The organism is Cellulosimicrobium sp. Marseille-Q8652 (assembly GCF_965112045.1).
Genome location: NZ_CBCOPS010000002.1, coordinates 846,489 through 866,062 on the forward strand (window position 1 = coordinate 846,489; position 19,574 = coordinate 866,062).

Here is a 19,574-nt window from a genome sequence, read left to right on the forward strand (position 1 = left end):
GCCCGCCGGCCGAGCCCCGCCCGCCGGCCGAGCCCCGCCCGCCGGCCGAGCCCCGCCCGCCGGCCGAGCCGGCCGCCTCCGGGTCAGGGCGTGGGCAGGGCGTGGCAGGCTTGGCGCATGCCCGCGTCGACACGGTCCCCCGCCCGCCCGCCCGTCGCGACCGCGTGGGACGACGTGCGGCTCGCGCCGGTCGTGCTCGTCCAGGGACCGGAGTCGCTGCTCGCGGAGCGGGCCGTCGACGCGGTGGTCGACCTCGCGCGCGAGCGCGACCCGGAGGTGGAGAAGGTCGAGCTGGAGGCGGCGACGTACCAGCCCGGCATGCTCACGGTGGCGGCGAGCCCGTCGCTGTTCGGCGAGGCGAAGGTCGTCGTCGTGCGCGGGGCGGAGGTCGCGACCGACGCCCTCGTCGCCGACGTCGTCGCGTACGTGCCGGTCGCGGACCCGGCGACGACGGTCGTCGTGGTCCACGGTGGCGGCGTGCGCGGCAAGCGCATGCTCGACGCCATCCGCACGAGCGGCGCGCCCGTGGTCACGGTCGAGGCGGTCAAGAAGGACGCCGACAAGGCGGCGTTCGTCACCGCGGAGTTCCGCCGAGCGCGCCGCCGGATCGACGGCACGGGGGTCCGGGCGCTGGTCGAGGCGCTCGGCAACGACCTGCGCGAGCTCGCGGCGGCGTGCGCCCAGCTGGTCACCGACACCGACGGCACGGTGACCGAGCAGGTGGTCGACCGCTACTACGGAGGGCGCGTCGAGGCGACGGGCTTCCGCGTGGCCGACGCCGCGGTCGCCGGGAACGCGGGAGAGGCCGTCGCGCTGCTGCGGCACGCGCTCGCGACGGGTGCCGACCCGGTGCCGCTCGTCGCGGCCCTCGCGATGAAGCTCCGTGCGCTCGCGAAGGTCGGCGCGATGCGCGGGCGGGGTGGCGCGTCGGCGAAGGAGCTGGGCATGGCGCCGTGGCAGGTGGACCGCGCGAAGCGCGAGCTCTCGGGCTGGACGCCGGAAGGGCTCGCGACGGCGATCAGCGCCGTGGCGCAGGCCGACGCGGAGGTCAAGGGGGCCGGACGGGACCCCGTGTTCGCCGTGGAGCGCGCCGTCCTGACGATCGCGGGATCGCGCGGCCGCTGAGCCGTCGCCCCGGAGCGTGCGCGAGGGGCGCCGACCCGTCCGGGTCGGCGCCCCTCGTGGAGAAGCCTGTGGTCGCCTCAGGGGCGACGCGTCGTTCAGAGCGCGTTGACCGTCTTCGCGATGGCCGACTTGCGGTTCGCGGCCTGGTTCGCGTGGATGACGCCCTTCGAGACGGCCTTGTCGAGCTTGCGCGAGGCAGCCTGGAGCGCGGTGCTCGCCGCGTCCTTGTCGCCGGCGGCGACGGCCTCGCGCACGCGGCGCACGTACGTCTTGAGCTCGGACTTGACCGCCTTGTTGCGCAGGCGAGCCTTCTCGTTCGTGCGGATGCGCTTGATCTGGGACTTGATGTTGGCCACGTGTGAGCTTTCTGGTGTGTTCGCCGAAGCGAGCGGATAGGTCGTAGAGGGCGGCTCCAGCTCCGGGACTGGGGTGGGGAACCCGTGGAGAGGTGCTGGAGCGGTGCCCGCCGACCTGGGCGGACACGCGACCAACGAGACTACCAGCCCGGACCCCTCCGGATCCAGTCGACCCAGGGCGTCCGGCCTCCGTCAGCGGTGCGCGGCGACGCCCGCGACGACGCGGTCGAACACGGCGCGGCCGACGACGGCGCCCTCGCGGCGCACGGCACCCGGGTCGATGCGCAGCACGCGGTCGAGGCGCACCTCGCTGTCCCTGCCCCTCGCGTCCCACGGTCCGGAGCCGATGTCGAGCCAGTGCCGTCCCCACCGCGCCTCGTCGCGAGCGTCGCGCGAGTGGTCCTTGCTCGTGAGCATCACGCCGAGGAGCCACGGCCCGTCGGCTCCCACGAGCAGCACCGGGCGGTCCTTGCCCTGGGAGTGGTCCTCCTCGAACGGCACCCACGTCCACACGATCTCGCCCGGGTCCGGTGCGCCGTCGAGCCGGGGCGCGTACCGCGCGCGGACTGCTCCCGTGTAGTCGCCGGGGTACGCGCCGCCCGGACGGGTGGCGGGGCCGGCGGCGCCGCGCGGCGTCGGGCGCGGGGGAGCGGGGCGCGGTGCGGGACGGGGGCCACGGGTCCCCGTGGTGCCGGAGCGCCCGGAAGGACGCGAGACGCCGCGCACGACGGCGCGCGCAGCGTCGCCGAGCAGTCCCAGCCATCGGTTGCGTGCCACGCGCGGCACCCTACACGCGGGGTCGACGGTCCGGCCGCGTCGGGCGACCGCGCGAGCCGTTCGTGCGGGCCCGGGGCGTGACGGTCGCCGCGCTCACGGCGTGAGGCGCTCGGCGAGCGCGGCGTCGAGCGCCGACACGTCGCCGTCGAGCGCCAGCCCGGGGACGGCGTCGGGGTCCGGCGTGATCCGCCGCCACAGGACGAGCGCGAGCTCGCGCGCGGGGGCGGACACGCGCACCGCGGCCGGCGTCCCGTCGGGGGCGCCGAGCACCCACGACCGCGACGTGTCGGTGGCGACGAGCGCCACGGGGCGGTCCAGCGGGGTCATGCGCCCGAGGCGCACCTGGCGGGGCTGCATCACCGTGACGACCTCGTCGACCGTGTCCGCCCACACGTCCGGCGCGACGTCGTCGACCGCGCTCCCGGCCGCGGCACGCAGGTCGTGGAGGTGCACGAGCGTCTCGTGCACCTGCCGGCGGTGCCAGAACCGCACGGTCGAGCCCGGGTCGTCGCTCTCGAGGAGCGTCCAGGCGCGCGCGTCGGGGTCGAGCGTCGCGAGGGTCTCGCGGAGCTCGGACGCCTGCTCGGCGTAGAAGGGCGCGAGGTCGAACGGCCCGCGGCCGAGCGGCGTCTCCTGCCGGCGCCGCGCCTGCGCCGCCGCCCAGTGGTGGATCCGTCCGACGTGCTCGACGAGGTTCCGCACGCGCCACCGGCCGCACGCGGGCACCGGAGCGTGCGGGTCGGCCCCCGGCACGCCGGCGAGGAACGCGCCCTGCAGCCGTCCGAGTAGAGCGAGCTCGTCGTCCATGGGGGGAGTATGCCCCGCGCCGGGGACACGGGAGCGGGGCGGCCCGCGCCGCCGGCGCGAGCCGTCGGACGGCGAGCACCGCGGCGACCCTCCCGCAGGACGTCAGGCCGCGAGCACCGCGTCGACCTCCCGCAGGAACGCGTCGAGGTCGTCCGGGTTGCGGGACGTCACGAGCGTGTACCCGCCCTCGTCGTCGCGCACGACCTCGCGGTCCACCCACGCCCCGCCCGCGTTGAGGACGTCGGTCTCGAGGGAGGGGTAGCTCGTGAGCGTCTTGCCCTCGACCGCCGCCGTCTCGACCAGGGCCCACGGCCCGTGGCAGATCGCCGCGACGGGCTTGCCGCCCGTGGTGAAGGCGCGCACGATCTCCATCGCCTCGTCCTCCAGGCGCAGGGAGTCGGCGTTGAGCGTGCCCCCCGGGACGAGGAGCAGGTCGTAGGACGCGGCGTCGACGTCCCCGAACGTGAGCTCCGGCGTCACCGAGCGGCCGGGGTCCTTGTCGCCCACGAGCGTCTGCACGTCGTCGGTGGAGACGGCGGCGACGTCCACGCGGGCGCCCTCGCCGCGCAGGTGGTCGAGCGGGACGACGAGCTCGTCCTGCTCGACGCCGTAGTTCGTGACGATCGCCAGCACGCGGCGGCCGGTCAGGTCCGTTGCGGGCACGGTGGTCTCCTCTCGTGGGGGGTTCTCCTTCCACGCTAGGTCGGCGACCGCGGTCTCGCAGGGCGAGGCGGTCCGTCCCGCCGGTGGGGGCACGCGTGGGACAATGGAGGTCCGTGTCGGCTCGCCGGACCACCGGCGTGACCGCCGACCGAGATTCGGGCCCACATCCGCCCGAGCCCACGCCTTCGCCGACGTCACAGGAGCGCACCCGCGTTGTCCCCGATCCCCAGCGCCGAGCTGAGCACCCGGATCCAGCCGGCGGCCACGCCGCCCGAGCTGATCCGCAACTTCTGCATCATCGCGCACATCGACCACGGCAAGTCGACGCTCGCCGACCGCATGCTGCAGCTCACCGGCGTCGTCGAGCCCCGCGCGATGCGTGCGCAGTACCTCGACCGCATGGACATCGAGCGCGAGCGCGGCATCACCATCAAGTCGCAGGCCGTGCGCATGCCGTGGGGGCGCGCCGACGCGTCGGGGGCCGACCAGGCGTACGCGCTGAACATGATCGACACCCCGGGGCACGTCGACTTCACGTACGAGGTCTCACGCTCGCTCGCGGCGTGCGAGGGCGCGGTGCTGCTCGTCGACGCGGCGCAGGGCATCGAGGCGCAGACCCTCGCGAACCTCTACCTCGCGATGGAGAACGAGCTCGAGATCATCCCGGTCCTCAACAAGATCGACCTCCCGGCGGCGCAGCCCGAGAAGTACGCCGAGGAGATCGCGGGGCTCGTCGGCGGCGACCCCGCGGACGTCCTCAAGGTCTCCGGCAAGACGGGCGAGGGCGTCGAGGTGCTGCTCGACCGGATCGTCGAGCGCGTCCCGGCCCCGGTCGGCGACGCCGACGCCCCGGCCCGCGCGATGATCTTCGACTCCGTCTACGACACGTACCGCGGCGTCGTCACCTACGTGCGCGTCATCGACGGCAACCTGAACCCGCGCGAGCGCATCGTCATGATGTCGACGCGCGCGACGCACGAGCTCCTCGAGATCGGCGTCATCTCGCCCGAGCCCATCATCACGAAGGGCCTCGGGGTCGGCGAGGTCGGCTACCTCATCACCGGGGTGAAGGACGTCCGGCAGTCGAAGGTCGGCGACACGGTGACGAACGCGGCGAAGCCCGCGACCGAAGCCCTCGGCGGGTACTCGGACCCGAAGCCGATGGTCTTCTCCGGCCTGTACCCCGTCGACGGCTCGGACTACCCGACGCTGCGCGACGCCCTGGACAAGCTCAAGCTCAACGACGCCGCCCTCAACTACGAGCCGGAGACGTCCGTCGCGCTCGGGTTCGGCTTCCGCGTGGGGTTCCTCGGCCTGCTGCACCTGGAGATCGTGCGCGAGCGCCTCGAGCGCGAGTTCGACCTCGACCTCATCTCGACCGCGCCGAACGTCGTCTACGACGTCACGCTCGAGGACGGCAGCGTCGTCAAGGTGACCAACCCGTCGGAGTTCCCGGGCGGCAAGATCAAGGAGGTCAGCGAGCCGGTCGTGCGCGCGACCATCCTGGCGCCGAGCGAGTTCGTGGGCACGGTCATGGGGCTGTGCAACGACCGGCGCGGGCAGATGCTCGGCATGGACTACCTCTCGGAGGACCGCGTCGAGCTGCGCTTCACGCTCCCGCTCGCCGAGATCGTCTTCGACTTCTTCGACCAGCTGAAGTCCCGCACGCGCGGCTACGCGTCGCTCGACTACGAGCCCTCGGGCGAGCAGGTCGCCGACCTCGTCAAGGTCGACATCCTGCTCCAGGGCGACCAGGTGGACGCGTTCAGCGCGATCGTGCACAAGGACAAGGCGTACGACTACGGCGTGATGATGACCGCCAAGCTCAAGGAGATCATCCCGCGCCAGCAGTTCGAGGTGCCGATCCAGGCGGCCGTCGGCGCGCGGGTCATCGCGCGCGAGACGGTGCGGGCCATGCGCAAGGACGTCCTCGCCAAGTGCTACGGCGGTGACATCAGCCGCAAGCGCAAGCTGCTCGAGAAGCAGAAGGAGGGCAAGAAGCGCATGAAGAACATCGGGTCCGTCGAGGTCCCGAAGGACGCCTTCATCGCGGCGCTCTCCTCGGACGGCGTGGGCGGCAAGGAGACGAAGGACAAGACGAAGAAGTGACGTCGCGGTGAGCCCGGCCCTCCCGGACGGCGAGCCCGTGCCCGACGACGGCGCCCTCCCCGCGTGGGTCGGTGACGCCGGTCCCGACGCGGCGGACGCCGGGGACGACGTGGCGGCGCGGGCGTTCGGCGTCTACCTGCACGTCCCGTTCTGCTCGGTGCGCTGCGGGTACTGCGACTTCAACACCTACACCGCGTCCGAGCTCGGGGGCGGGGCGAGCCAGGCGTCGTACGCGACGACGGCGCTGCGCGAGATCGACCTCGCGGCCCGCGTCCTGCGGGACGCGCGCGTCCCCGAGCGCCGGGTCTCGACGGTGTTCGTCGGCGGCGGGACCCCGACCCTCCTCCCGGCGGGCGACCTCGGCCGCCTCGTCGCGGGCGTCCGCGCGGCGTGGGGCCTCGCGGACGGCGCCGAGGTCACGACCGAGGCGAACCCCGACTCGGTCACACCGGGTTCGCTCGTCGAGCTGGCCGCCGCGGGGTTCACGCGCGTGTCGTTCGGCATGCAGTCCGCCGTGCCGCACGTCCTCGCGACCCTCGAGCGCACGCACGACCCCCGGCGCATCCCCGACGTCGTGCGCTGGGCGACCGAGGCGGGGCTCAAGGTCTCGCTCGACCTCATCTACGGCACCCCGGGGGAGAGCGTCGACGACTGGCGCACGAGCCTCGAGACCGCCCTCTCGACGGGTGTGGACCACGTCTCGGCGTACGCGCTCGTCGTCGAGCCCGGGACGAAGATGGCCGCCCAGGTGCGACGGGGGGACCTCGCCCTGCCGAGCGAGGACGACCAGGCGACGAAGTACGAGCTCGCCGACGAGCTGCTCACCGCGGCGGGCCTCGGCTGGTACGAGGTGAGCAACTGGGCCCGCACCGACGCCGACCGCTGCCGGCACAACCTCGCCTACTGGCGCGGCGACGACTGGTGGGGGATCGGCCCCGGCGCGCACTCGTACGTCGCGGCCCACCCGGGCGCGTCGCAGCCCGACGGTCGCACGGGCGTGCGCTGGTGGAACGTGAAGCACCCGCGCCGCTACGCGGCGCTGCTCGAGGCGGGCTCGAGCCCCGCGGCAGGACGAGAGCTCCTGACGCACGGCGAGGCCCACCTCGAGCGGGTCATGCTCCGGGTGCGGCTGCGCGAGGGGCTCGACCTGTCGGTCCTGTCCCCGGCGGGTCGTCACGCCGTCGCGGGGCTCGTCGCGAACGGGCTCCTGGACGGCCGCGCCGCCGTCGCGGGCCGCGGCGAGCTCACCCTGCGGGGACGGCTGCTGGCCGACACGGTGGTCCGGGAGCTCACGGCCGGGTGAAGCGGCGACGGACCCGGCGTTTCCTCTAGCGCACGTCACGGATTCCCGACAGGGTGTACCCGGCCGCCGGAAGGTGCGAAAGGCACGAGTCCTCCACACGACGCGCGACGTGCGCACCGGCGGTCGACGCACCGAACGAGGAGACGCGATGAGCGACACGAGCGCCGGCGGCCCGCCGCGCGACGAGAACGACCCGGGCGTGCCGCCGGAGCCGGGGACCCCCGACCTGCCCGGCCCCGCGCAGCCCGAGGCGCCGCAGGACCCGTACGCGGCGGACGGCCCGACCGCCCCGGCGCAGCCGGCCACCGACCAGCCGTACGGCCAGCCGGGCTACCCGCCGCCGGGGAACCCGTACGGCCAGCAGCCTCCGCCCGGACAGGCCTACGGCCAGCAGCCGCCGCCCGGACAGGCCTACGGCCAGCAGCCTCCGCCCGGACAGCCGTACGGCCAGCCGGGCTACCCGCCGCCGGGGCAGCCGTACGGGCAGCCCGGCTACCCGCCGCCCGGGTCGCCGTACGGGCAGGTCGACCAGCCCGTGCAGATCGGCGAGGCGTTCACCTACGGCTGGAACAGGTTCACCCAGAACGCGGGCGTCATCATCGGCGGCGTGCTGACGTACGTCGCCGCCCTGGCCGTGCTGAGCATCCTGTTCTACGCGCTGCTGATCGGCACGGCCGCGACGAGCATCGACCCCGTGACGAACGAGATCAGCACCTCGGGCGGCCTCGTCTTCGGGTTCGGCCTCTTCGCCTTCATCGCCGTGATGGCCGTGCTCGGCTTCCTCGTCCAGGGCGTCGTCGTCAACGTCTCGCTGCTCGTCACGCGCGGCAAGAAGCTCGAGTACGCCGACTTCTTCCGCCTGCCCAACCTCGGCAACGTGATCCTCGCCGCGCTGCTCCTGGGGCTGGCGATCGGCATCCTGAGCATCACGATCGTCGGAGGGATCGTCTTCGCGTTCTTCGCCCTCTTCACGATCTTCTACGTCATCGACAAGAACCTCGGCGTGCTCGACGCGTTCAAGGCGAGCTTCACGGTCGTGAGCAGGAACCTCGCGACCGTCCTGCTGCTGTTCCTCGCGGTCTACGCCGCGCAGATCATCGGCTCGCTGCTCTGCTACGTCGGCCTGCTGGTCGCGCTGCCCGTCGCGCAGATCGCCACCGCGTACGTCTACCGACGGCTCAACCAGGAGCAGCCCGTCTGACGGGGCGCTCGCACGACGAGAGGGAGGCGCCCGCCGGCGCCTCCCTCTCGCGCGTCGGGGGTCGTGCGGCGCGTCCGCGCGCGGTCGGCGGCCGGACCGGTCATCGTAGGAGCGAGGACGCCGTCCCGAGCCGGAACGAGGCAACCCCATGACACAGGATCCCGCCCACCCCAGCGACGAGCCCCGCCGCGACGGCCCCGAGGGTGCCGACGACGCGCCGGGGGCCGGCGCCGCCGCCCGGGCCGGCCCCGCCCCCGCGGCCCGGGGCGCCGGCCCGGCCCCCCCCCCCCCCGCGGGCTCCCCGCCGCCGGTCGCCGGGGCGCAGGCCGGCTACCCGCCGCCCGGGGCCTTCCCGCCGCCGACGCCGGGCCCGGAGGCCGGCTACCCGCCCTCGGCGGGCCCCGCACCGGGGTACCCGCCGCCCGCGCACCCCACGGGCGGGTACGCAGGACCCGTCTTCTCCGTCGGCGAGGCGATCTCCTACGGCTGGCGCAAGGTCACGTCCAACCTGCTGCCGTGGATCCTCGTCGCGCTGATCCTCATCGCGGTCACCGTGGCGTGGAACCTCGTCACCGGCAGCTTCGACCAGTTCCGGGAGGGGTACGACTTCGACGACACCAGCTTCGCGGCGCTCGGCGGGATCACTGTCACGAGCGTCGTGCTCTCGGTCGTCGGGACGGTCATCAGCTACCTCGTCACCGCGTTCCTGACGCGCGGCGCGCTCGACGAGTCGGCCGGCCGGCGGCCGGACGTCGCGGCCTTCTTCCGGATCGGGAACGTCGTCAACGTCCTGCTCGCCGCGCTGATCGTGGGGCTGCTCACCGGGATCGGGCTCTTCCTGTGCATCCTCCCGGGCATCGCCGTGGCGATCTTCTCGGCGTTCGTGTACTACTTCGCGCTCGACCAGCGCCAGGACGCCATCTCCGCGATCCGGTCGAGCTGGTCGGTCGTCGCGAAGAACTTCGGGTCGGTCTTCCTGCTCCTGCTCGCGCTGCTCGGCATCAACATCCTGGGCGCGATCCCGTGCGGGCTCGGCCTGTTCGTCACCATCCCGCTGAGCTACGTCGCCGTCGCGTTCGCCTACCGCCGCCTGACCGGGCAGGTGCCCGCCTGACCGACGTCGTCCACCGCCGCGGCCGGCGCCCTGCGGGGTGCCGGCCGCGGCGTGCTGGAGGGCCACCCCGACGGGTCAGGGCGCGGTGACGAAGTCGATGAGCTCCTCGACCCGGCCGAGCAGCGACGGCTCGAGGTCGGCGTAGCTCCGTACCGTCCCGAGGATGCGCTGCCACGCGCGCGCGACGTCGGCCTGGGAGCCGGCGGGCCAGCCGAGCTCGCGCAGGATCCCGCGCTTCCACTCGGTGCCGCGCTCGATCACGGGCCACCGGTCGAGGCCGACCCGCCCGGGCTTGACGGCCTGCCACACGTCGACGTAGGGGTGGCCCAGCACCAGGACGGTCCCCGTGGGCACGGTGCGCAGGGCCGCGTCGGCGATCCGCTGCTCCTTGCTCCCCGGCACGAGGTGGTCGACGAGGACGCCGACCCGCTGCTGCGGCGTCGGGCGGAAGTCGGCCAGCGCGTCGGCGAGGTTGTCGACGCCGTCGAGCAGCTCGACGACGACTCCCTCGACGCGCAGGTCGTCGCCCCACACCTTCTCGACGAGCTCGGCGTCGTGGTTGCCCTCGACCCAGATGCGGCTGCCGCGCGCGACGCGGGCCCGCTGCCCGGCGACCGCCCGCGACCCGGACGCGGTCCGTGCGGGTGCGGCGGGCGCCCGCGAGGTCACGGGCGCCGTCAGCACGACGGGCGCGCCATCGACCCAGAACCCCGGGCCGAGCGGGAACGTCCGCGTGCGGCCCGCACGGTCCTCGAGGACGACGACGTGCATGCCGCCGGACTTCTCGACGCGGACCACCGCCCCGACCCAGCCGGTCTGCACCTCCTCGACGACGAGGCCGCGCTCGGCCGCCTGGGGGCGCGAGACGGGGCGCGCACGGTGGTGGGGCGTGGCGGGGCCCCCGAGGACGTCGGATCCGTAGCGGTCTGCAGGCACGACGCAACCCTAGGTTCGCGGGGAGCGTCCCGCGGGCCTGCGACACGCGCGAGCGTGCCGGGCCGCGCGGTCCCGCCGGGCGGGCGGACCGGCTCCCCGGGTGGTACGACGGACCGGTGACCGAGACCCCGGAGCGCGAGCGGCACCGCTGGCACGTCCTGGCGGTGTGCCTCGCGGTGGGGTTCGTCACGACGCTCGACGTGTCCATCGTCAACGTCGCCCTGCCCTCGATCGAGGACTCGCTCGAGGCGGGTCCGAGCCAGCTGCAGCTCATCGTCGCCGGGTACACGCTCGCGTTCGGCCTCGCCCTGGTCCCGGCGGGCCGGCTCGGCGACGCCGGAGGGCGCCGTCGTCTCTTCATCGCCGGCCTGGTCGGCTTCGCGGTGTTCAGCCTCGCGTCCGGGCTCGCGCCCACGGACGAGCTGCTCGGCGTCGCGCGCCTGCTCCAGGGCGTGAGCGCCGGCCTGCTCAACCCTCAGGTCGTGGGCCTGATCCAGGAGCTCTTCGGGGGCGCGGAGCGCGGGCGGGCGTTCGGGCTGTTCGGCGCCACGGTGGGTGTCTCGACCGCGATCGGGCCCCTGCTCGGCGGCATCATCCTCGCGATCGCCGGCTCCGACGACGGCTGGCGCTGGATCTTCCTCGTCAACATCCCGGTGATCGCCGTGCTGCTGCCGTTCGCGTGGCGTCTCGTCCCGACGCCCGTGCGTCGACGCGGTCCACGGCGTCTCGACCTCGTCGGGCTCACCCTGCTCGCGGTCGTGACGGTCGCGGTCATGCTGCCGTTCGTCACGACGACGGGCCGCGGCGACGACCCCTCGCGCTGGTGGTGGCTCGCCCTCGGTGCGGCGGTGGGCGTCGTGGCGCTGGTGTGGGAGCGCAGGTACCAGCGGCGGACCGGGGCCGCGGTGCTCGACCCGGACGTGCTCGGGCTCTCCTCGTTCCGCAACGGTGCGCTGCTCGGCATGGCCTACTTCGCGGGCTTCACGGGGATCTTCCTCGTCGTCACGCTCTACCTGCAGGACGAGGTCGGGTACACGCCCCTGCAGTCGGGGCTCGTCGGCATGCCGTTCGCGGCGGCCTCCGGCGTCTCCGCCTGGCTGGCCGGGCGCGCGGTCGCGCGCCTCGGACGCCGCCTGGTCGTCCTCGGCCTGGTGCTCGTCCTGGCCGGCATGGTCGCCGCGGACTTCCTCGTGCGCACGCTCGGCGACGAGCCCGCCGTGATCGGCTGGGCGCTCGCCGCCGCGCTCCTCGTCGCGGGGACGGGCAGCGGCATGGTCATCGCGCCCAACCAGACGCTCGCGCTCGCCCAGGTCCCCGTCGCGAGCGGGGGCGTCGCCGGGAGCATGATCCAGGTGGGGCAGCGCATCGGGTCCGCGGTGGGCATCTCGGTGATCCTCTCGGTGTACTACGGCGGGCTGGCCGCCGGCTCCGACGCCGCCCGGGCGACGGGGCACGCGATGCTCGTCACCATCGGGCTCGTGGGCGTCGCGCTGCTCATCGGTCTGGTGGACCTGCGTTCGCGCGGAGCGGAGGACGGCTCGACCCGGGCGTCGGCCGCGTAGGATTAGCACTCGACGGGTGAGAGTGCCGACCCCCCGGGCGCGTGCAGCGCCGGGCGACGGCACGCGGGTGCGCAGGAGGTGGACGTGAGCGAGGAACGCCGGCTGGAGGTCCTGCGGGCGATCGTCGAGGACTATGTCCTCACGCGCGAGCCCGTGGGGTCGCGCGTGCTCACCGAGCGCCACGGCCTGGGCGTCTCGCCCGCCACGATCCGCAACGACATGGCCGCGCTCGAGGACGCCGGGTACATCGCGCAGCCGCACACCTCGGCGGGCCGCATCCCGACGGACAAGGGCTACCGGCTCTTCGTCGACCGCCTCTCCGGCGTCAAGCCGCTCTCCGCGCCCGAGAAGCGCGCGATCGAGACCTTCCTGTCCGAGGGCGTCGACCTCGACGACGTCATCGCGCGCGCCGGGAGGCTGCTCGCGCAGCTGACGGGCCAGGTCGCCGTCGTCCAGTACCCGTCGCTGCGCCGCTCCGGGCTGCGTCACCTCGAGCTCGTGCCGGTCGCCGAGGGGCGCCTGCTCGTCGTCATCATCACGGACACGGGGCGCGTGGAGCAGCGCACCCTCGAGGTCGGCAGCGTCCCGGACGAGGGCACGCTCGCCGAGGCCCGCGCGCGGCTCAACGCCGCGGCCGCCGGCAAGCGGCTCGCGGACCTCATCCCGGGTCTCGCGGAGGTCGCGGAGACGTTCCAGCCCGACGACGCCCCGCTCGTCCGGGCCGTCGGCGACCTCGTCGCGCAGACGCTCGCCGAGGAGAGCGAGGAGCGCCTCGTCCTCGCCGGGACGGCGAACCTGGCGCGTGCCGGCATGCGGTTCGAGCACGCGCTGCGACCCGTCCTCGAGGCGCTCGAGGAGCAGGTCGTGCTGCTCGGCCTGCTCACGGAGATGGCGGCCGAGTCCGGCGTGAACATCCGGATCGGTCACGAGAACCGGCTGGAAGGACTCGTGGAGACGTCCGTCGTGACGACGGGCTACGGTAACGACGGGGACACGGTCGCCCTGGTCGGCTCCATCGGTCCCACGCGCATGGACTACCCCGGGACGATCGCCGCCGTCCGTGCGGTCGCCCGGTACCTGTCGCGGGCGCTCGGCACGTGACCGGCCGCGCACCGACGACCACCGACCGACGATCGACGACCACCGACCCCCTCGGGCCCGACACCCGGCGCCCGGCACCAGCAGAGAGTGACGTGTGAGCGACTACTACGAGGTCCTCGGCGTGGCCCGCGACGCCAGCCCGGACCAGATCAAGAAGGCCTACCGCAAGCTCGCCCGCGAGCTGCACCCCGACGTCGCGGGGGAGGAGTCGGGCGACCGGTTCAAGGACGTCGCGCGCGCCTACGAGGTGCTCTCGAACCCGGAGAAGCGCCAGCAGTACGACCTCGGCGTGGACCCGACCGCCCCGGGCGGCGGAGCCGGCGGCCCGATGGGCGGCGGGTTCGGCTTCCAGGACATCTTCGAGACCTTCTTCGGCGGCGGCCAGGCGCAGCAGGGACCCATCCCGCGCGCGCGCCGCGGCCAGGACGCGCTCGTGCGGCTCGACATCGACCTCGCCGAGGCGACCTTCGGGGCCAAGCGCGAGCTCCAGGTCGACACCGCGGTCGTCTGCGGGACGTGCGGCGGCTCGTGCTGCCGCCCGGGGACGTCGCCGCGCACGTGCGACGTGTGCCACGGTCGTGGCACGGTCCAGCGCGTCGCGCGCTCGTTCCTCGGGCAGGTCATGACGAGCGCCCCGTGCGCCGCGTGCCAGGGCTTCGGCACGGTCATCCCGGAGCCGTGCGCGGAGTGCTCGGGCGAGGGCCGGGTCCGCAGCCGGCGCACGATCGCCGTCAACGTCCCCGCGGGCGTCGACACCGGCACGCGGATCAAGCTCACGTCGCAGGGCGAGGTCGGCCCCGCCGGCGGTCCGGCCGGCGACCTCTACGTCGAGATCCGCGAGCGCAACCACGACACGTTCGTGCGGCGCGGCGACGACCTGCACTGCACGCTCCAGGTGCCCATGACGGCGGCCGCGCTCGGCACCGTGCTGGAGCTCGAGACCCTCGACGGCCCGCAGGAGATCGACCTGCGTCCCGGCACGCAGCCGGGCCAGATCGTCACGCTGAAGAGCCTCGGCGTCGGTCACCTCCACGGCGCGGGACGCGGCGACCTCAACGTCCACATCGAGGTCCAGGTCCCCATGGCGCTCGACGAGGAGCAGGAGCAGCTCCTGCGCTCGCTCGCGGCGCTGCGGGGGGAGGAGCGGCCCGACCCGCGCCTGTCCGCCGCGCACCCGGGCGTGTTCTCGCGGCTGCGCGACAAGCTCTCCGGACGCTGACCGGTGCGCGTGAGCGAGCCGCGTCGATGAGCGCCCCCGTCTTCCTCGCCGAGACCGGCATCGACCGCGTCGCGCCCGGGGACCGGTACGTCCTCGAGGGCGCCGAGGGCCGCCACGCCGGGGTCGTGCAGCGCAAGGCGCGCGGCGAGCGCGTCGACGTCGTCGACGGCGCAGGCGTCCGCCTGCGCTGCGTGGTCGAGGACGCCGAGGCGGGCACGGTGACGCTGCTCGTCCAGGAGGTCGACCGCGAGCCGGCGCCCGACGTCGTCGTGACGCTCGTCCAGGCCCTCGCGAAGGGCGACCGGGACGAGATGGCCATCGAGGCCGCGACCGAGGTCGGCGTCGACGCCGTCGTGCCGTGGCAGGCGGAACGGTCGGTCGTGGTGTGGCGCGGGGAGCGCGCGGCGAGGTCGCGGGCGCGCTGGCTCGCGACGGTGCGCACCGCGACGAAGCAGGCTCGGCGGGCCCGCCTGCCGCACGTCGAGGAAGCCCTCGACTCCCGCGGGCTCGCGGTGCGCGCCGCGGAGGTCCGCGCCGCGGGCGGGCTCGTGCTCGTCCTCCACGAGGAGGCGACGACCGCGCTCGCCGACGTCCCGCTGCCGGACCCCGCGGCCGGCGCGACGTCGGCAGGCGCCGAGCCCCCGCAGGTGCTCGTCGTCGTCGGGCCCGAGGGCGGCATCTCCGAGCGCGAGGTCGAGTCGCTGACGGCCGCGGGGGCGGTGGCGGCCCGGCTGGGACCGCACGTCCTGCGCACGTCCACGGCCGGCCCCGTGGCCATCGCGCTCCTCGCGCAGCGGCTCGGACGGTGGGGCGTCGAGCCCGGCTGACCACCGCGCGCACGGCACCGCAGGTCCCGGGCGAACGCCCAGGCCGTGGGCTAGCCTCGGGCGCATGACGAGCACCGACACCGACTGCCTCTTCTGCCGGATCGTCGCGGGCGAGGTCCCCGCGACGGTCGTCGCGACGAGCGAGCGCTCGATCGCGTTCCGCGACATCGACCCGCAGGCGCCCGTGCACGTGCTCGTCGTCCCGCGCGACCACCACGGGGACATCGCGCAGCTCGCCGCGGCCGACCCCGAGCTGCTGAGCGACGTCGTCGCGCTCGCGGACCAGGTGGCGGGCGAGCTCGCGGACGGGCAGTTCCGCCTGATCTTCAACTCCGGCCCGCGCGCGGGGCAGAGCGTGTTCCACGTGCACGGGCACGTCATCGCCGGCGCCGAGCTGGGCTGGTCGCCCGCCTGATCCGCGCCCGCGCCACGGCGCCGCCGGAGACGGCGTGTGCGCGCTCCTGCCGCTCGGTACGATGGAGATGCCTGACGGCACGACCACCACGGCCCGAACGAAGGAGCGCAGCGGCGCAAGCCGGCTCATGACATCCCTGCCACGAGACACCGCACCCGGCTCGCCGGACGGAGGAACCACCGAGCACCGGGTCGAGCACCGCATCGTCATCCCGGGCCACGTCCCGATGGTCGCGCTCCTCGGCAGCGGCGACTCCGTGCTCCGCGCCGTCGAGGACGGGTTCCCCGCCGTGGACGTGCACGTGCGCGGCAACGAGATCGCCGTGACCGGCCCCGCCGGCGACGTCGCCCTCGCGTCCCGCCTGCTCGACGAGCTCGTCGAGGTCGTGGAGGCCGGCACCCAGCTCACCGCGGACGTCGTCCGCCGGTCGATCCGGATGCTCACGGCCGCGACCGCGTCGCGACCCGCCGAGGTGCTGACGTTCAACATCCTGTCGAGCCGCGGCCGGACGATCCGGCCGAAGACCGTCGGCCAGAAGCGCTACGTCGACGCGATCGACGCGAACACCATCACGTTCGGCATCGGCCCCGCCGGCACCGGCAAGACGTACCTCGCGATGGCCAAGGCCGTCCAGGCGCTGCAGTCGAAGCAGGTCAACCGGATCATCCTCACCCGCCCGGCCGTCGAGGCGGGGGAGCGGCTGGGCTTCCTCCCCGGGTCGCTCACCGAGAAGATCGACCCGTACCTGCGACCGCTCTACGACGCGCTCCACGACATGATGGACCCGGACGCGATCCCCAAGCTCGTCGACGCCGGGACGATCGAGGTCGCGCCGCTGGCCTTCATGCGGGGCCGCTCGCTCAACGACTCGTTCATCATCCTCGACGAGGCGCAGAACACGACGTCCGAGCAGATGAAGATGTTCCTCACGCGCCTCGGGTTCGGCTCGCGGATGGTCATCACGGGCGACGCGACGCAGGTGGACCTCCCGGGCGGCACCGCTTCGGGTCTGCGCGTCATCGAGGACGTGCTCACGGGCGTGGACGACGTCGAGTTCTGCCGGCTGACGTCGTCCGACGTCGTGCGGCACCGGCTCGTGAGCGACATCATCGACGCGTACGCCCGCTGGGACGTCGCGACGGCGACGGAGCGCGACCGCTCGGCACCGCGCGGCGGCCGGGGGACGGACCAGCGGCACGAGGGGCGGACGGGCGGACGATGAGCATCGAGGTCAACAACGAGACCGAGGCGCAGGTCGACGAGGCGGAGTTCGCCGCGCTCGCGCGGTACGTGCTCGACGCGATGCGGGTGCACCCGCAGAGCGAGCTGTCGATCCTCTTCGTCGACACGGACGTCATGACCGAGCTGCACGTGCGGTGGATGGACGAGCCCGGCCCCACCGACGTGCTGTCGTTCCCGATGGACGAGCTGCGCCCCGGGCGCGACGGCGAGGTGTCGGGTCCCGGCCAGCTCGGCGACGTCGTGCTGTGCCCCGAGGTCGCCGCCCAGCAGGCGCGCGTCGCGGGACACTCGACCGCGGAGGAGATGCTGCTCCTCACGACGCACGGCATCCTCCACCTGCTCGGCTACGACCACGTGGAGCCCGAGGAGGAGAAGGAGATGTTCGCGCTGCAGCGCCGGCTGCTCCTGACGTTCCTCGCCGGCCGGTGAGCGGCGAACCCGTCGCGCTCCTCGCGGCGCTGACCGTCGTCGCGGTCCTGCTCGCCGCGGCGCTCAGCGCGGCCGAGGCCGCGGTACCGCGCGTCACGCGCGCCGCGGTCGCGGAGGCGGCGCGTCCCGGCACGGGCGGCGCGCCCGCGCGGGACCGGCGCGCGCTCGCGCTGCTCGCCGACCCCGCCGCGACGGCGCGGTCGGTCGGGTTCGCGCGCGTCGTCGTCGAGATGGTGGCCGTCACGTGCCTCACGCTCCTCGTCGCGGCGTGGATCGAGCCGTGGTGGCAGGTCCTGCTCGTCGCCCTCGCGGCGAGCGTCGTCGTCGGGCTCGTCGTCGTGCGCGTGAGCCCGCGGTCGCTCGGGCGGCGGCACGCGGTGCGGGTGGTGCTCGCGCTGTCGGGGCTGCTCACGGCGGTCGCGGCGACGACGCGCTGGCTGACCCGGCTCGCGCCGGCCCCGGACGCCGGGGCGCACGAGCGCGAGCTGCAGGACATGGTCGACCGGGTCAACGAGTCCGAGGTCATCGAGGACGAGGAGCGCGAGCTCATCCGGTCGGTCTTCGAGCTCGGCAGCACGCTCACGCGCGAGGTCATGGTGCCGCGCACGGACATGGTCACGACGTCGCGCGACACCCCGCTGCGCAAGGCGCTCACGCTCTTCCTGCGCTCCGGGTTCTCCCGCATCCCGGTCACCGGGACGTCGGCCGACGACCTCGTGGGCGTCGCGTACTTCAAGGACGTCGTGCGGGTGCTCGAGACCGCGCCGGGCGACGCCGCGCGACCCGTGGGGGAGGTCGCGCGCCCGGCGATCTTCGTCCCCGAGTCGAAGCCCGCGGACGACCTCCTGCGCGAGATGCAGGCCTCGTCGTCGCACATGGCGATGGTCGTCGACGAGTACGGCGGCATCGCCGGTCTCGTGACCATCGAGGACGCGCTCGAGGAGATCGTGGGCGAGCTCACGGACGAGCACGACCGGCCCGAGCCGGAGGTCGAGGACCTCGGCGACGGGCGGCTGCGGGTCCCGGCGCGCCTCGGGGTCGAGGAGCTCGGCGAGCTGTTCGACCTCGACCTCCACGACGACGACGTCGACACCGCCGGCGGTCTGCTCGCCAAGGCGCTCGGCAAGGTGCCGCTGCCCGGCTCCTCGGCCGAGGTCCACGGCCTGCGCCTGGAGGCCGACCGGGTGCAGGGTCGCCGCAAGCAGCTCGCGACGCTCGTCGCCTCGCGCGCCGAGCAGCGGGTCGGCTCCCGCGCAGGCTTCCTCACGGCCCCCGCGCGACCCCCGACGACCCTGCTCCGCAGGCCGCGCCCCGGTCCGCCGGCCGTGCCACCCCCGACCACGCACCCCCCCGCGAAGGACACCCCATGAGCACCCCCTGCCCGAGCACCGTTCCGGGTTCGCCTGCCTCGTGGGACGCCCCAACGCGGGCAAGTCGACGCTGACGAACGCCCTCGTCGGCCAGAAGGTCGCCATCACCTCCGGCCGGCCGCAGACGACGCGGCACACGATCCGGGGCATCGTGCACCGCCCGGACGCCCAGCTCGTGCTCGTCGACACCCCCGGTCTGCACCGGCCGCGCACGCTCCTGGGCGAGCGGCTCAACGACCTGGTGCGCGGCACGCTGACCGAGGTCGACGTCATCGCGTTCTGCCTGCCCGCGGACCAGAAGATCGGCCCGGGCGACCGGTACATCGCGAACGAGCTCGCCGAGGTCCGGCGCGGACGCCACCGCACGCCGGTCGTCGCGGTCGTCACGAAGGCCGACCTCGTGGACCGCGGCACGCTCGCGGCGCACCTCCTCGCCGTCGACCGCCTCGGGGAGCAGGCGGGCGGCTGGGCCGACATCGTCCCGGTCTCCGCGCAGGACGGGTACCAGGTCGACGTCCTCACGGACGTGCTCGTCAGCCACCTGCCGGAGGGGCCCGACCTCTATCCCGGGGGCGAGCTCACGGACGAGCCCGAGGCCGTCATGGTCGCCGAGCTCGTGCGCGAGGCGGCGCTCGAGGGTGTGCGCGACGAGCTGCCGCACTCGCTCGCGGTCCAGGTCGAGGAGATCCTGCCCCGCGAGGGCTCCGGGGACGAGGCGTCGGGGCGGCCGCCCCTGCTCGACGTGCGCGTCAACCTCTTCGTCGAGCGGGACAGCCAGAAGGCGATCGTCATCGGGCGGGGTGGCGCGCGCCTGCGCGACGTCGGCACCCGTGCCCGCAAGGGCATCGAGGCGCTCCTGGGCACGCGCGTCTACCTCGACCTCCACGTCAAGGTCGCCAAGGACTGGCAGCGGGACCCCAAGCAGCTGCACCGTCTCGGGTTCTGACGCGTGCCCCCCACGCGGCCGGGACGGGGGAGCGCCCCCGTCCGACCGGCGGGCCGGTCCCAGGGATCCCGG

General features: G+C 74.4%; 19 protein-coding genes. 14 read left to right on the forward strand and 5 right to left on the reverse strand.

Going from position 1 to position 19,574, the window contains the following annotated elements:
• Positions 1–117: 117 nt before the first annotated feature.
• On the forward strand, positions 118–1,125 hold the full coding sequence (gene holA / locus ACWPWV_RS13595; protein WP_454044544.1) for a DNA polymerase III subunit delta: 1,008 nt from the start codon (positions 118–120) through the stop codon (positions 1,123–1,125).
• Between the two features lie 95 nt (positions 1,126–1,220).
• On the opposite strand, the gene rpsT is transcribed toward holA, so the two are convergent.
• From rpsT to ACWPWV_RS13615, 4 genes are all read right to left on the reverse strand, one after another.
• Positions 1,221–1,481 (reverse strand): 30S ribosomal protein S20, encoded by a 261-nt coding sequence (gene rpsT / locus ACWPWV_RS13600; protein WP_454043497.1) that lies wholly within the window; start codon positions 1,479–1,481, stop codon positions 1,221–1,223.
• Between the two features lie 192 nt (positions 1,482–1,673).
• Positions 1,674–2,258, reverse strand: coding sequence for a type II toxin-antitoxin system PemK/MazF family toxin (locus ACWPWV_RS13605; protein ID WP_454043498.1), 585 nt, complete (start codon positions 2,256–2,258; stop codon positions 1,674–1,676).
• Between the two features lie 93 nt (positions 2,259–2,351).
• On the reverse strand, positions 2,352–3,065 hold the full coding sequence (locus ACWPWV_RS13610; protein ID WP_454043499.1) for a maleylpyruvate isomerase family mycothiol-dependent enzyme: 714 nt from the start codon (positions 3,063–3,065) through the stop codon (positions 2,352–2,354).
• A 102-nt stretch (positions 3,066–3,167) separates the two neighbouring features.
• Complete coding sequence (locus tag ACWPWV_RS13615; RefSeq protein WP_454043500.1) at positions 3,168–3,728, reverse strand: type 1 glutamine amidotransferase domain-containing protein; 561 nt, start codon at positions 3,726–3,728, stop codon at positions 3,168–3,170.
• A gap of 213 nt (positions 3,729–3,941) precedes the next feature.
• Between ACWPWV_RS13615 and lepA the strand changes: the two genes are divergently transcribed.
• The 4 genes from lepA to ACWPWV_RS13635 all read left to right on the forward strand — a co-directional run bounded on the left by lepA (position 3,942) and on the right by ACWPWV_RS13635 (position 9,455).
• Positions 3,942–5,837 carry a translation elongation factor 4 gene (gene lepA, locus ACWPWV_RS13620; RefSeq protein ID WP_454043501.1) on the forward strand — a complete coding sequence of 632 codons (1,896 nt, stop codon included), beginning with the start codon at positions 3,942–3,944 and terminating at the stop codon, positions 5,835–5,837.
• 7 nt (positions 5,838–5,844) lie between these two features.
• Positions 5,845–7,140: a radical SAM family heme chaperone HemW gene (gene hemW, locus ACWPWV_RS13625; RefSeq protein WP_454043502.1), complete on the forward strand. Its 1,296-nt coding sequence runs from the start codon at positions 5,845–5,847 to the stop codon at positions 7,138–7,140.
• Positions 7,141–7,288: 148 nt separating this feature from the next.
• Positions 7,289–8,341, forward strand: coding sequence for a hypothetical protein (locus ACWPWV_RS13630; protein ID WP_454043503.1), 1,053 nt, complete (start codon positions 7,289–7,291; stop codon positions 8,339–8,341).
• A 148-nt stretch (positions 8,342–8,489) separates the two neighbouring features.
• On the forward strand, positions 8,490–9,455 hold the full coding sequence (locus ACWPWV_RS13635; RefSeq protein ID WP_454043504.1) for a hypothetical protein: 966 nt from the start codon (positions 8,490–8,492) through the stop codon (positions 9,453–9,455).
• A 75-nt stretch (positions 9,456–9,530) separates the two neighbouring features.
• Here the strand turns inward: ACWPWV_RS13635 and ACWPWV_RS13640 are convergent, their stop codons facing one another.
• Complete coding sequence (locus ACWPWV_RS13640) at positions 9,531–10,391, reverse strand: DUF3097 domain-containing protein (protein ID WP_454043505.1); 861 nt, start codon at positions 10,389–10,391, stop codon at positions 9,531–9,533.
• A gap of 116 nt (positions 10,392–10,507) precedes the next feature.
• On the opposite strand from ACWPWV_RS13640, the gene ACWPWV_RS13645 reads away from it, so the two are divergent.
• The 9 genes from ACWPWV_RS13645 (at position 10,508) to era (ending at position 19,502) form a co-directional block, all read left to right on the forward strand.
• Positions 10,508–11,953 (forward strand): MFS transporter, encoded by a 1,446-nt coding sequence (locus ACWPWV_RS13645; RefSeq protein WP_454043506.1) that lies wholly within the window; start codon positions 10,508–10,510, stop codon positions 11,951–11,953.
• Between the two features lie 84 nt (positions 11,954–12,037).
• Positions 12,038–13,054 carry a heat-inducible transcriptional repressor HrcA gene (gene hrcA / locus ACWPWV_RS13650; RefSeq protein WP_454043507.1) on the forward strand — a complete coding sequence of 339 codons (1,017 nt, stop codon included), beginning with the start codon at positions 12,038–12,040 and terminating at the stop codon, positions 13,052–13,054.
• Positions 13,055–13,148: 94 nt separating this feature from the next.
• Positions 13,149–14,273 carry a molecular chaperone DnaJ gene (gene dnaJ / locus ACWPWV_RS13655; RefSeq protein WP_454043508.1) on the forward strand — a complete coding sequence of 375 codons (1,125 nt, stop codon included), beginning with the start codon at positions 13,149–13,151 and terminating at the stop codon, positions 14,271–14,273.
• Between the two features lie 26 nt (positions 14,274–14,299).
• Complete coding sequence (locus tag ACWPWV_RS13660; RefSeq protein ID WP_454043509.1) at positions 14,300–15,100, forward strand: 16S rRNA (uracil(1498)-N(3))-methyltransferase; 801 nt, start codon at positions 14,300–14,302, stop codon at positions 15,098–15,100.
• Positions 15,101–15,164: 64 nt separating this feature from the next.
• Positions 15,165–15,515, forward strand: a complete 351-nt coding sequence (locus ACWPWV_RS13665; RefSeq protein ID WP_454043510.1) for an HIT domain-containing protein — start codon at positions 15,165–15,167, stop codon at positions 15,513–15,515.
• Between the two features lie 127 nt (positions 15,516–15,642).
• Complete coding sequence (locus ACWPWV_RS13670) at positions 15,643–16,737, forward strand: PhoH family protein (protein WP_454044545.1); 1,095 nt, start codon at positions 15,643–15,645, stop codon at positions 16,735–16,737.
• Positions 16,734–17,186, forward strand: a complete 453-nt coding sequence (ybeY, locus tag ACWPWV_RS13675) for an rRNA maturation RNase YbeY (RefSeq protein WP_454043511.1) — start codon at positions 16,734–16,736, stop codon at positions 17,184–17,186. The genes ACWPWV_RS13670 and ybeY overlap by 4 nt, the downstream gene beginning before the upstream one ends.
• Positions 17,183–18,556 (forward strand): hemolysin family protein, encoded by a 1,374-nt coding sequence (locus tag ACWPWV_RS13680; RefSeq protein WP_454043512.1) that lies wholly within the window; start codon positions 17,183–17,185, stop codon positions 18,554–18,556. The genes ybeY and ACWPWV_RS13680 overlap by 4 nt, the downstream gene beginning before the upstream one ends.
• Positions 18,557–18,563: 7 nt before the next feature.
• On the forward strand, positions 18,564–19,502 hold the full coding sequence (gene era / locus ACWPWV_RS13685) for a GTPase Era (RefSeq protein WP_454044546.1): 939 nt from the start codon (positions 18,564–18,566) through the stop codon (positions 19,500–19,502).
• Positions 19,503–19,574 lie beyond the last annotated feature (72 nt).